Source organism: Enterococcus sp. DIV1090 (genome assembly GCF_050537975.1).
Classification (GTDB): Bacteria; Bacillota; Bacilli; order Lactobacillales; family Enterococcaceae; genus Enterococcus; species Enterococcus faecalis.
In genome coordinates this window covers 675,698-689,543 of sequence record NZ_CP172917.1, presented here as the reverse complement: position 1 = coordinate 689,543, position 13,846 = coordinate 675,698, and the positions used below count along the sequence as shown (strand labels likewise).

Below are 13,846 nucleotides of genomic sequence, written 5' to 3'. Positions count from 1 at the left end.
TAATTAAAACTTTTATTCTCTAGTTGGGTTACCGTTAGAATCATATTTCCAATTATGTTCATGAGGATACTCTGGATGGTTCTTAGAGTTCCCATGGTTAGTCATATCCACATCACGAATAGCTCTCCCAGATTTGTCATAGAATCTTCTTGTAACAACCTCTCCTTTGGAATTTAAAATATCTACACTACTATTAGGTTCCCCAAATGGTCCAGGATTTTTTTTAACTTTATAATGTTTCTTAGCAGGAGTAGTGTCTATAACCCTACCTAAATTACTTTTAATAGTTTCTTGGTTTACGGTATTGTTATTCCCCGAACCATAATTATCCCCGCTCATCATGCTATTCACACTTGCTCCTAGCACTGCGGTCGCATGCGTGAATACTCCCGCTGCTGCAGCTGTTGAAGCAGCAGAACCTGCTAAAGTTGCTCCCCCAGAAACTGGCGCACCAGCAATGCTTAAGCCATTTCCACCTGTAAAGATTGCACCTGCAGCCACATATTCTGCTGCTGCTTGGAAAAACCCTAGTATATTCCCTAGGCGTCTACCTCGTGCATATCCTGGATCTTCTTCAATCCACTCTTTCGGTTGCCATTCTCCAAATAACTTATCTAAAACTGGCTTGATTAAATTATTTTCACCTATTTGAATAACTGTGCCAACGCCAAATGCAACACTCGTTTTAGCGGTATCTTTCACAACTTTTACTGATGTCCGACAGAACTTCGTCAAAGTATTCTTCAAAGATTGGCCCCAGTTTCTCAGTAAGTTCTGGCCTTCTTTTGTCTTCGGTTTGCCTTTACTACCTGTTGCTTTTTGGTAGTCTGCGGTTAAACGTTGTTGGCGTTGGGCTGTTTGTATCGCTTGGATTTGTGCATAGCTTAGAGTACTTTGGCTACTTGGTGCACCGCTTGCGACGGGATAGCCGCTATAGTAGCTGTAGCCACTATAATTGGCGGAGGCTGGTTGCCAATAGTTAGTTCCTCCTCCAGAGAAATAATTACTTACGGTATTATAGGCAGTTCTCGCAAAGTTGGTGACACCAGAATAAACCGAACTTGCGACTTGTTTGACACCGTTCCACACGCTACTCGCTACTTGCTTCACACCATTCCAAACAGTGCTGACAACTTTTTTCGCGGTATTATACACATTACTAACAACTTGTTTTGCTTTATTAACTACTTTACTGGCCGTTTTTTTGATGCCTGACCACACGTTTTGAAACCAATTTTTCTTATGTCCCGTTGGATCGGTATAGTTGATTGGGTTGTTTTCGACATACGTGTAGCCGTTTTGGCTTAATGGATTATCTTCTTCCCCTTCGTAACTGTCTTGGGTCAGGAAGGTGCCACTGTGGCTGTCATAGTAACGAGCTCTGAGGTAATGATAACCTGTAACGTCCTGTGCTTCTCCAGTATACCCATAAGGATTGCCAGTGTCATCTTTTTCTGTTGGTCTGCCGAAAACGCTGTAGTGAGTCGTGTTGGTTATTTTTTCTCCTTGGACTAAACCGGTGACACTGCCACGGGCATCGGTCAAGTATTGATAATCTTCGTTCGTTTGATGATTGGTATAACTGAGTCGTTCATGGCCGTACGTGTACGTCTCTCGTGTTTTCTTTTCATCATCATACGTTTGCAGGACTTGGGTATTTTCTTGATTGACATCATTGACATAGTTGCGCACTTCGTAGTAATTGTACGTATCTTCCCTAGTTGTATAAGGGATTAACACGTCATTCACTTCGGAAGAATAAGTGACTTTCCCTTCACCAGGTCGCTTGCCTAAGCTTGGTGGATTGACCACAATCCCTTCTTCGTTCGCTCGATCTTTCGCGATTTTTTGATGGTAGGCACGTGAAATAGTATCAAAAGCCTCCAACCAAAGATCGCCAACGGTTTCTGGTAAACTTGAAAGTGCTTGAAGAACGTTGCCTGTAAATCCGTACCAGAAAAGAGAATTCTCTTCGCCGTTGGGACTAGTCGCTGGGGATTTACGGCGATCGGCTGGCACGTTTTTCGCTGCGACTTTGCTTTTTTTCTCTTGACGTTTAAAGAGTTGATAGGCGGTCGTTTTTTCTGTGCGACTCGCTGTGAAGACCCGATTATTTTCGCCGTCATAAAGTGCTGCTAATAGTAATCCTTGATTATCTTTGACTGCTAGTAAGCGATTTTCTGTGTCATAAATATAGTCTAGTGTTTCATCGGTGCCACTTTGTTTCAGACGATTACCGTTCTTATCGTATTCATAAGTGATGGTCTCCTGATCGTTTTTCATACGCAACAGGCGATTGTTGTCGTCATAAGTGAACTCAGTTTTTACTTCTTGCCCAGCAATGGTTTCCGTACTGCTTAATCTATTGCCTGCTTGATCGTAAGTGTAGGTATACGTTGCAAGTTCCTGTTTTTTCTTCTTATCAAAAACGGTCATCTGAACGACTTGTCCTAAGCTATCGTATTCATAAGTTTGTACAACGGTTTTGCCAGCTTGTGTAATGACTTCTTCTGAAATAAAGGTATCGGCATTATATTCATAACGATAGGATGCCAGTTCTTTGCCTTTTTTGTTACGATGCACAATTTCTTCAACACGATTGTCCAAACGATAAGTTAGCGTTGAAGTCGTGCCATCTTTGCGCTTGATTTTGGTCATGTTGCCAGCATCGTCATATTCGTAAGTCGTCGTTTGGTTCTCTTTGTCAGTGACTTTGGTTAAACGGTCCAATTCATCATAGCTGTACTTGACTTCAGACTTGTCGGCGTAAGTCATTTTTTTGATGTTGCCATAATCATCATACGTGTACTTAATCAAGCTGCCGTCGCCTTGGCGGACACCAGTTATTTCGTCTTCGTCGTTGTATTCGTATTGGGTTTGTCCCGTTAAGTCATTCATGGAAATTCGACGTCCTTCTGAATCATAAGTGTACATCACGGTACCATCTGCTTTTTCTGAATAATTGACTTGCAGCAGTTGATCCAGCTTGTTGTAATCATAGGAAATCGTTTTGCCATTGGCTTGTTTGACACTTTCTAAACGATCGTCCGCATCATAGGTGTATTTTGTGGTGTCACCTAAGCTATTGACTTTTTCCACGACATTCGATAGTTCATCGTATTTATATTTGGTTACTTTACCATTGCCATTGGTCATCTCGGTAATATTGCCGACAGAATCATACGCGTAGCTGGTTGTCGCCGCTTTTGCGACAGTTCCGGTAGTGGCTTCAAGTAGTTGATCTGCTTTGTCATAGCTGTAGCTAGTCACTCGTTGTCCGCCAGAAGTAACTTTAGTTAAATTGTTATTGCCGTCGTATGAAAATTCGTTGAAAGCCCCTTCACTTGAAATAATTTTCGTTAAGCGGTCATCTTGGTCATATTGATAAGCCGTGACTTGTCCAGCGGTATTGGTTTCGCTTGTTAAGCGATCTCCTGTATCATAGGTCTTAGAACTTTTTTGACCTAATGCGTTAATGGTTTCGGTTAGATTACCGTTTGGATCATAGTTGTAGGTTTCTTTTCGTTTACCGTTAATGGTTCGTGTCGTCAACTGACCGACTGGATCATACTCGTAAGAAGTCTTGCGTCCGGTTGGTGTAGCAACTGTTTTTAATTGATCTAAAACATCATAACTGTAGTTGGTTTTGATGCCACTTGGACTGGCGGTTTGCGCTAAATTCCCTGCTTCGTCATAGGTAAACGTAGTCGTTAAGTCTGCTGGATTGGTCGTTTTCAGCAAGCGCCCCGCTTTGTCATAATCATAAGTTGTGACCCGTTTTGATTGATCTTCTTGTTTGATTAAATTCCCAGCAACATCATAGGTATAGCTTTGCGATAAACCTTTCGGTGCCAATTGTTGGCTTAAACGTCCTAATTTATCATAAGCGTAACTGTATTTAGCGCCGTTTGGTAAAGTCCGTTTGATGGCTTGACCGTAAAGATTATTTTCATAAGTTGTTTTGTGGCCGTTTTCATCTGTTTCTGATAAAAGTCCGCCTGCTTGATCATAGGTATATTTACTGATACCACCAGTCGGTTTCGTGATACTAGCAACACGGTTCATTGAATCATAGGTATAGCTAGTACGATTTTCTTCGCCGCTTGTTTCAGTTAAAAGGTTGCCTAAATGATCATAAGAATACTTTTGGACAGCACCTGTGGGACTAACTTTTTCAGTTAGACGATTCAGAGGGTCGTATTTCAAGGCTGTTGTATTCTTTTTTGCATCGGTATAAAGGATCAAGTTTTGGTTGGCATCGTAACCGTAACTAGTTTTTTCGCCCTTTTCATCTGTGATACTCGAGACATTCCCTAAAATATCATAGGTGTAAACCATCTTCCCGCCAGCTGGATTTGTTTCTGTAACAATTTGGTTGATTGCATCATACGTATAAGCCGTGCTACGTCCTTTTGCATCGGTTGTTTCGGTTAAATTGCCATTTTCGTCATAGGTATAGGTTGACTTCTTCCCTTCGACATCCGTGGACGTCAGCAGATTGCCCATGACGTCATACGTGAATGTTTCGCTGGTTTTGTCTGCATAAACAATTTTTGTAACGTTGTTTTGTTCGTCATATTCATAGGTTGTGACTTGCCCTAAGCTGTTTGTTTCTGTCAGCCTTTCACCCGATGCATTATACGTATAGGCTTCATCTAATCCCTGGTTGTCTTTTAAATGAATCACACGATTACTTGCATCATATTCGTATTCAGTGATTAAACCGTTAGAGTGTGTTTCTTTGACTAACCGATCTAATTCATCATAGGTATTCGTTAATGTGGAACCATCAGGATTTTCAACTTTTTCTGTTTGAGCAGTCGGTGTATATGAAAGCTTGTAGACATTGCCATTTTCATCGGTAATAGCGGTCGGATAGCCTAGTTCATTATATGCATAGACCTTTTTATTACCTAAAGCATCAGTTGCGCTGGTTATCTGCTCAATTTGACTGTAGGAATACTTTGTTTGGTTGCCTAAGCCGTCTGTGACTGTTTCTGGTAAATTATGACCATTATAAGTAGTGCTGGTGGTATAGCCCGCTGCATCAGTTACACTAGCTTGGTTGCCGTTGCCATCATAGGCAATTTTGGTTTGATTGCCTAGCGGATCCGTAATTGTCGTTAAGGTGCCACCTTTTGTATAGCTATAAATAGTTTCTTTGCCACGAGCGTCAATGAACGAAAGAACATTGCCCATTTTGTCATAGGTGTACGTACTTGTTTTTTGATTTGGATACGTGACTTTTGTTACATTTCCTAACGAATCATAGGTATAGTTTGTTGTTCTGTTATTAGTTGTTTCACTTAATTTGTTACCATTTTCATCGTAGGTATACGTGGTGACAATTCCAGCTTCATCTGTCCGTTTAATAATCCAGCCTAAATCGTTGTATTCATTTGATACTTGGGTGCCATCAGGTTTCTCTGCTTTGACCAAATTACCCGTGTCATCATAAGTATTACTGGTCACTTGTTTCAGTGGATCGGTCATTGTGGCGATTTGATTCGTAATGTCGTCATACGTGTAAGTCGTTGTTTTTCCCGCTTCATTCGTATCACTTAGCAAACGGCCTAATGCATCTCTTTGGTAGGTTAATGTTTGGCCAGCCGCATTGGTTTCACTTAGTAAGCGTTGATGTTGATCATAGGTATAGGTTGTCGTCTGTCCTTCTGGATTGGTCATCTTAATCTGATTACCCACACCGTCATAAGCATACGTATAGCTACCACCAGTGGCATTGGTCATACTCAACTTGTTGCCAACTGCATCATAAGTGAATGTCGACGTAAAGCCGTTACCGTCTGTTTGGGCTATTACTTGACCAGCACCATCGTAGGTATAACTGGTCGTTTGTCCGTCTGGGGTCGTTTCGCTGGTTTTGCGTCCTTCACCATCATAGGTCATCGTTGTGATGCCGCCTAATGGGTTTGTCATGCTAACAGGAAGTCCGTGAGCATTATAGGTGATACTAGTCACACCCTCTAGAGGATTGATAATTTTGTCCAAAAAGGCACCCGAATAACTATAAGTCGTTTGGTTACCCTCAGAATCAGTGGTACTCGTTATACGCCCTTGTTTATCAACAGCAAAGGTCATTTTGCCTTGCTGATTGATTTGGCTAGAGAGTAAACTCCCTGCCTTGTCATACGTATATAATGTCTTGGTTCCATCAAAATCGACTTCACTAGTGATGTGATTTTTCTCATCATAAGTAGCTTTTTTAACAGCGCCGTCAAAACGCGTTTCCGTCAGCTGATTCCCCTTTTTATCATAGGTGTAGCTAGAAGTTTGTCCTAGTTCGTTCGTCTCACTGATTAGACGATTCTCGGCATCATAAGCTTTGACAACACTTGTGTCATCAGAATAACTGATTTGAGTTGTGCGGTATTGTTTGTCATAGTGATACGTTGTGACCGCACCATTGCCGTCTGTTGTAATTGTTTGTCCGTCGCTGTACGCCAACGTTGACACAGCGCCTGTTCCGTCAACTTGTTTGACAACACGAGCTTCTTTATCATAGGTATTTTCAATAATTTTATTGCCATTGCCGTCATACCAAGCAGTCATTAGACCTTCTTTGTTGTATTCATAACGTGTTTTGACTCCTATCGCGTCAGTAAAACCAATCAAATGTCCTTCGTTATCGTATTCATAGGCTAATTTAGCGCCGTTGGGTACCGTAATATTACTGATATAGCCCTCTTCGTTCATGGTAATGTTGTACATGGTGCCTGTTGGATCAGTAATAGCAGTTAATTGAGCATTTTTATTGTAATCAAATTTCGTTACGTTGCCTTTTTCATCTTTTTGGCTAGTTAGCAGACCAAAATAATTAAAGGTTTTCTCTTGGTTATCATTGTCTGTGATTTGATACTCTTTCACCTTATATTTTTCTTTGCCATTGCCAAAATCGGCTTCTTTCGTTTCTTTTTCTTTGACTGTCATCGTTAAATCATAACCTGCTGGCGCAAGGTATTTGTTGCCTTCTTTTTTAAATTTCAGAATACTGCCATCTGTTCGTGTATAATAAAGGTTTTCTTTTTCATCACTAGTGACTTGTTCATTGAAAGCAAAAGACCAACCACGTCCAAAAAGACTATTGATGTCCGCTCCTTTGGAATTATACGTTCGCGTAATTTCAAAATTGCTAGTTAAGCTAGGAATCGTAACATCCGTCCGATCTAGATAAAAATTGCCTGTATTCAAATTAATCGGTTCAAAACCGAACTCGCAATGCAGACCACGTCCCATTAATAAGCTATCAATATCTTGTTTGGTTCCATCTGAAAGCTTCGGTGGATTATATGGCTTGTTCGCATTTTTCTTGGGATTGCGAATAAACAGTGTATTATTTTGTAAAAGCAACATGTCTTGTACTCGATTGTCATAAACAATTTGAGCTAATGGTACGCCATAATAAGCAGCGATTTTAGGTAACGTATCATATTGCGTCACTTTGTAAATGACAAATTTTTCACTACTCTTTTTCCCGCTAGAACGGCCATCTTTTTTACTTTCTGCGTCAATCGTGTAAACCGTATTGTGGGTTGGCGCGGTAAACGGAATCCCTGTTTGCCAATTAGAAAGTTTATCTCGGTATTTCGTGGTTCCTTTTGGAAAATAAGAGTCAAACAGACTTGAATTAGGATACTTATAAGAATAACTAGCAAACGATTGTCCAGCAAAGTCTTTGCCTTTATCACTCAAGCTATAATCCAAAATCGCACCTGGTGTTGTTAATCCGTCTGCAAAAACACCTTGAAACTGCAATTTCCCTTTTTTATCCGCTGTCATCATGGATCGTAAAGCAACGGTCGTATCTTTAATTGGATAATGGATATCAACTGGATCAGGAATCGACCAATTAATCGTTAAACTTGGGCGTTTATCAGGTGTAAAATCAAATTGTCCTGGACCACCTGTTGAATAAGTCGTATAAAAAGCTCCACCATAATCATTTTCATTGGTTGCCTGAACGACTATCCCATAATTTTTGCTCGTTCCTTGTACCCAACTATTAACCGCATCACGAATATCAAATTGATGCAGCCCATATTTGGCACCACTAATTGCTTTTTCGCCTGTTGGCTCTTGTGATAAGCCGACTGAATTATCCCATGTCAATGTATCAATATTAAAGTCTTCTGTCAGTTTATAACTAGAAAACGTCGCATTGGTTTGCGGATACTGAATGTATTGATACAAATTATAGGTAGCACTATCAATCTTTGCCTCTTTAGGAATTTTCGAAAAGTCATAATTAATTTTTGAATAAATCCTTGTCCGTCCAACATCTTTTGCATTCCAGATACCGGTCATTTCTTGCGTAATATAACCAACATAGCCATAGCCCCGCCCTTGATAGGTTCCATGTACTGAACTAGTGACCGTATCAATTAAATTTTCGGTAGGAACAGTTACTGTTGGATCAATCCGAACAGGATAAACACGTGCTTCATCTGCTAACCATTCTTGACTGGCGTCAATCGTTAATTCATAATGATCTTCTTGTTTCTGAAGACTCATTGTAATGTCTTCACTTGTTTCACCAGCTTGATCCATCATTTGTGGCGCCGATAAAACAAACAGCACTTCTTTTTGACCTTTTTTCCGAATTAGGACTTGATTACTCTCTAAAAAAGCTGAATACTTTTCAGTAGAAAACTGATACACAAATTGATGTTTTTCCCGCCATTTTTCTAAAATAATTTCTTCTTTGACACCTTTATCCGTCACCGTGTACTGAACATCATCACCTTCGTCAACATTGTTATAAAGAAGCGCATTTTCTTTAACTGTTACATTTTTATAAACCTTATCCTTTGGCTTTAACTCTAACGTATCCTCGCCTTTTGATACTTGAACCCCTTGATTTTGATCCATTTTATCTGGTAAAACGACTGCTACAGGACTGCTATTCGGTTTAAAAATAGTTTTATCCTCTTCGTTCACCGACACCAGACTTAAATCGACAGGAACCTCAATTTCTTCTTCATTTTTATATGTTTTGACGTCACTGTTAATATAGGTGATAAAATGTGTGTCATCTACTTTATAAATCTGTTCCTGACCATTTTCTAAAATCGGCTCACCATATTTTGTTTTTAACGATTCTTCCTCTTTATTAAGCTTCTTCTCTTCGACCTCGGGCAAGTGCAGCGCATATTCTTTGTTGCCATCGTCAATTTTTTTCTTGCCATCTAATTCTGAAGGAGAAGTTTCTGTTTCTTTGACCAATGTGTCCTCTGTTTGGTTCTGGGTCTCTGGAACGACTGACTCTTGAACATTCTCTACCGTTTCTTTATAATAATTTTTTGCCTTATTTTGTTCAACAGTATCCTGAATCTCTTCCGCATAAGCGAAAGGCATACTCCCCATTAATAAATGCACCAACACAACATACTTAATAATTTTTTCTATCCTTTTTTTCAATTTTTACCCCTACTCCCTTTTTTTTGATTGAAATAGCTCTTTATAAACAATTCCAATTGAAATAACTATATCTGTTAGAAACATGACTATCGGACTAATACTCGGTAAAAATATTCGTATCCCTATAGATATACTTAATAAAAAGAAAACCCCCAACAACAATTGTCTAAATAACCGATTTTTCCAACAAAATGATTCATTTAAAAAGTTTTCTAAGCAATAGTAAAGAAAAATAAACCGTGCACTTCCTTGTATATAAGTCGTTAATATCCAAATTAAACGCTTTGTCCCTTCATAGGAAATTTCTGTTGTACGGTAGAGCATTTCTCCCAATAGCCCTAGAAGAACTCCTGATAGAAGCATCACCAACAAATAATTTTTTAAAGCTCGTCGTACTTTTTTCTTTGAAGATACCTTACGATAAAATAGATAAAATAAATACAGGAAAAGGCCTACGCCTAGACTTACTAATGTTACACCAATCCCATAACTAATAATTCTATTAAATGAGTCTTCTAGTCTAGAAGTAACTATTCCATTTAAAAATAAATAACTTCCCATTCCATAAAACATTACTCCTACAACATACAGAGTAAAATAAAATTTCTTTATTCCTTCCCCTAGACTACTCTTCACTTTTGTTCCGTTCCCTTTCTCTTGCATGAACAACAAACCTTCTCTCCCCATCTTTTTCATCACAAGTCGACAATATCAAAAGTTTCCCGTGCGCTTGGGCAACAGATTTACGATAATGGCCTTGTGCTTGTTTTGAATATTCCTCAATCCTTTCCTGGTAATCATTCACAGCCTTTAAATCCCCTAAATGATACGTTTCAAACAAATGCTCATCTGTAAAACGATAGGCTGCAAAAACTTCATACTCAATCACTTCTTGCTGTGTTCGAATGGTAATTCTACGATTCGTCTCAAAAAAATTTGTATCTGCAAAATTCGATAGTGTTCCAAACATCGATCCATCTCTCGTAGAATGTCCATAAATAATCGTGACAGGGTCCTTAAAATCTTTCCTATTGACTCCCTCAGTAAAAACCGCACCATAAATGGTTTCATTATGATCAACATCATGCGTAAGATAATAACTATCCTCTGTTAAATGTTGTGCTACAGGATAATGAATACTTGTACCCTCAACATCTAACTGAGCATACACATCTGAATTACTATGAAAAGCAGTTTGGCTTTTATTAACACTTAATTCTGACTTTATATTTTCTACATCTAGAAATTTCAGCCAACAGATTCCTAAAACAAAAATTAAAACAACAAGCGTTAGAAATTGTTTCAACAAATCCCTCCTAATTAGTTATAAACTTCATACATCTCCAATAAAACATTATCATCTAAAATTAAAAAAATAGAAATATAATCATTTAAAATATTATCACAATATTCAAAACAATGAAATAGTAATTAACCTTTAAAAAATCAGCTATAAAACCTTTGAAATAAATAAAAATATTTATTGATTAAAATTAACATCTCCTAGTTGTTTTTATTCGATAAATAAAAACAACAAACATTAATTATAATTAATTATTTATATAATTTTATTAAAATTATTTTTAAGCATGATAATATTTGGCTATTTAAATAAAGATAAAAAAACACCCTACTCAAGGAGTAGGGTGTGAAAGATTATTTAAGCTTATTTGCTTAAAGCGTCTTTTGCTTGTTCAGCTAACGCTGTAAATGCTGCTGCATCGTTAACGGCTAAGTCAGCTAACATTTTGCGGTTGATATCAATCTCTGCCAATTTCAAACCGTGCATTAATTTAGAATAGCTTAAGCCATTCATGCGAGCTGCCGCGTTGATACGTGCAATCCATAATTTACGGAAGTCACGTTTCTTTTGACGACGGTCTCTGAATGCATAGTAATAAGAGTTCATTACTTGTTCTTTTGCTGATTTAAATAAAGTATGTTTTGATCCGTAGTAGCCTTTCGCTAACTTAAGGACTTTTTTACGACGTTTACGGGTTACTGTTCCACCTTTAACACGTGCCATGTTGAATTCCTCCTAATATCTTGTTTCTCTTGACGGTAATCTAAAAGTCACCGAGTTGTTTTATTTCATTCTTGCTAATTGTTGGCGGATACGTTTGTAATCGCCTTTTGCAACCATGCTTGCTTTACGCAATTGACGGCGTTGTTTTTTAGTTTTACCGTGGAAACGGTGAGATGTAAAGGCACGGCCACGTTTTAAGCCGCCTCCACCAGTACGTTTTACACGTTTTGCTAATCCGCGGTGTGTTTTTTGTTTTGGCATGACTAATTTTCCTCCTCAAAATCTTTGCTTCAAGTGAAAGACTCTAACAGTCACAACTGTCGAATATCCTTCTTGTAGAAATTACCAAAAGTCCGAATGCTCGGTCTCTTCGTTTACTTGTCGTTTTTCGGTGCCAGCGTTAGAAACATGCTGCGTCCGTCCATTTTCGCTTTTTGTTCCACTGTGGCGATGTCCGCAGTTTCTTCAGCTAAGCGATCAAGAACTTTCTGACCAATCTCTTTATGGGTAATGGCACGGCCTTTGAAACGGATAGAAGCTTTCACTTTGTCTCCTTTTTCTAAGAACTTACGCGCATTACGAAGTTTTGTATTGAAGTCATTTACGTCAATTGTTGGACTTAAACGAACTTCTTTGACGTTGATCACTTTTTGTTTCTTGCGAGCTTCACGCTCTTTCTTTTGTTGTTCGAAACGGAATTTTCCATAATCCATAATTCGCGCAACTGGTGGTTTCGCTCCTGGCGCTACAAGTACTAAATCCAAGTTTGCAGATTCAGCGATTTGTAATGCTTCTGCTTTGGTTTTTACACCTAATTGTTCACCATCTTGTCCGATCAAACGTAACTCGCGTGCACGAATGCCGTCGTTAACCATCATATCCTTTGCTATGGTCATTCACCTCCAAAATTTTTAAGAGAAAATCCTAACGGAAGTCTGCTTTGTTTGCTAAATGCAATAAAAAAACAGGTTCCTATCCAGAACCCGCCAACAGTCTGCCTTACTTAAAAAAATAAGGAATACTTTATCTAGCCCAGCGATATACTCAACTAAGGCGAGAAGCGGGTGCTTCTGCTTTCATTTCTCAACTTCACTAGTTTACCTTAGATTATCCTAGTTGTCAATATATTTCCTCAAAAAAAAACGAATCTAGCACTAGATTCGTTTGAACTCGTATTTTGATCATTAATAATTAGTGGACTGTCCCAATGTGACTTCCTAGAAACAAATGGTTCAACACATGGTGTACATTTTCTATCCCCTAGGCGATCCCTGTAGTCCCTACAGTTCTTCTATTTATAAGGTTTCTCGTTTAGACAAGCCACGTTCTAAGATTTTTTGACTTCTAAGATACTCTGAATTTTCTGTACTTTCAGAAAAAGACAACTCTGTTTCTATCTCCTCTGACTCAATACAAATGAGTTCTTTGCCATACCATTGTGCTTTATACAACAGTTTAGCTAAAAATAAAGACCAAGCCAGTTCAGAACGATCATATTTTGGCGGCCGCTCATTACTGTGATGGGCTTTTTCAATACAAATAACATCGTAACTTGAAACCAATTCCGTTGTAATTTTGTTTAAAATATCCGTTCGTTGGTTGGCTATTTTTTCGCGAATTTTTGCGACTTTCATTTTTTGTTTTTGATAATTTTTTGCTTGCGAAAGATCGACACCTTTTTCTAAAGCAATCATTTTACGCTTGTTTAATTTTCGTTCTTCTTGACGTAGTTTTTGCTTTAAATGCTTTGAACAATAGCTTTTTTCGAAGCTTTCACCATTCGAAAGCAGCGCAAATTTTTCCCTACTGCTACAAATTCCCACCATTTTTTGTTGCTTTGTTTTCGTTTCAATCGGCGCTTCACACAAAATGGAAACATAATAATTGTGACTCGCACTCATAGAAATAGTTACAGATTTTATCTCCCCCAGCGGTTGGCGGTGTACCTTCATTTTAATTAAAGATTTCAATTTAGGTACTTTCAAATAACGATTATCCAAAATTTTGACCGTCCCATGTTGATTGTTCGTAGTGTAGGAATGCACCGTTTCTTTCTTTTTCTTTTTTGGAAAGCCCATCCCTTTTTCCCGATAAAAATTTTTAAAGGCTCGATCCAAATAAACTTGTGCATTTGCCAAAGCTAAACTATCAACTTCTCTGAGGACAGGGTATTGTTTCTTATATTTAGCTGGCGTTGGCATTTTAAACGTTTGTTGAGGATTTTTTCGCATCTCTTTGTAGATATCAATCCGGTCTTGTAACATTAAATTATACACCAAGCGAACACAAGAAAATGTTTTTTGAATAAACTCTTCTTGTTTTGAGGTTGGATAAAGTCTGTATTTATAAGCTTTCAGAGCCTTCATCTCATAACCACCCTACCAA

Annotated in this window: 7 protein-coding genes and 1 other annotated feature; all 7 genes read right to left on the bottom strand. The window is 38.4% G+C overall.

Annotation, left to right across the window (positions count from 1 at the left end):
• Positions 1–12: 12 nt before the first annotated feature.
• A complete protein-coding gene (locus IGL48_RS03285) occupies positions 13–9,381 on the bottom strand; it encodes a DUF6531 domain-containing protein (protein WP_430601663.1) in 9,369 nt (3,122 codons plus the stop codon).
• A 63-nt stretch (positions 9,382–9,444) separates the two neighbouring features.
• Positions 9,445–10,098 carry a hypothetical protein gene (locus IGL48_RS03280; RefSeq protein ID WP_010824460.1) on the bottom strand — a complete coding sequence of 218 codons (654 nt, stop codon included), beginning with the start codon at positions 10,096–10,098 and terminating at the stop codon, positions 9,445–9,447.
• Positions 10,061–10,741 (bottom strand): class B sortase, encoded by a 681-nt coding sequence (locus IGL48_RS03275; RefSeq protein ID WP_010819806.1) that lies wholly within the window; start codon positions 10,739–10,741, stop codon positions 10,061–10,063. Before IGL48_RS03275 ends, IGL48_RS03280 begins: the two co-directional genes overlap by 38 nt.
• A gap of 360 nt (positions 10,742–11,101) precedes the next feature.
• Positions 11,102–11,461: a 50S ribosomal protein L20 gene (gene rplT, locus IGL48_RS03270; RefSeq protein ID WP_002355799.1), complete on the bottom strand. Its 360-nt coding sequence runs from the start codon at positions 11,459–11,461 to the stop codon at positions 11,102–11,104.
• Between the two features lie 60 nt (positions 11,462–11,521).
• Positions 11,522–11,722: a 50S ribosomal protein L35 gene (gene rpmI / locus IGL48_RS03265; RefSeq protein WP_002355798.1), complete on the bottom strand. Its 201-nt coding sequence runs from the start codon at positions 11,720–11,722 to the stop codon at positions 11,522–11,524.
• 113 nt (positions 11,723–11,835) lie between these two features.
• Positions 11,836–12,357, bottom strand: coding sequence for a translation initiation factor IF-3 (infC, locus tag IGL48_RS03260; protein ID WP_002355797.1), 522 nt, complete (start codon positions 12,355–12,357; stop codon positions 11,836–11,838).
• 54 nt (positions 12,358–12,411) lie between these two features.
• Positions 12,412–12,543: a sequence feature (ribosomal protein L20 leader region), on the bottom strand.
• A gap of 213 nt (positions 12,544–12,756) precedes the next feature.
• On the bottom strand, positions 12,757–13,827 hold the full coding sequence (locus tag IGL48_RS03255) for an RNA-guided endonuclease TnpB family protein (protein WP_010824459.1): 1,071 nt from the start codon (positions 13,825–13,827) through the stop codon (positions 12,757–12,759).
• Between the last annotated feature and the right edge of the window lie 19 nt (positions 13,828–13,846).

Coding starts and splice junctions, on each gene's coding strand:
- rplT (WP_002355799.1), bottom strand. CDS start 11,461: ATGGCACGTGTTAAAGGTGGAACAGTAACCCGTAAACGTCGTAAAAAA.
- infC (WP_002355797.1), bottom strand. CDS start 12,357: ATGACCATAGCAAAGGATATGATGGTTAACGACGGCATTCGTGCACGC.
- IGL48_RS03280 (WP_010824460.1), bottom strand. CDS start 10,098: ATGCAAGAGAAAGGGAACGGAACAAAAGTGAAGAGTAGTCTAGGGGAA.
- rpmI (WP_002355798.1), bottom strand. CDS start 11,722: ATGCCAAAACAAAAAACACACCGCGGATTAGCAAAACGTGTAAAACGT.
- IGL48_RS03255 (WP_010824459.1), bottom strand. CDS start 13,827: ATGAAGGCTCTGAAAGCTTATAAATACAGACTTTATCCAACCTCAAAA.
- IGL48_RS03285 (WP_430601663.1), bottom strand. CDS start 9,381: ATGGGGAGTATGCCTTTCGCTTATGCGGAAGAGATTCAGGATACTGTT.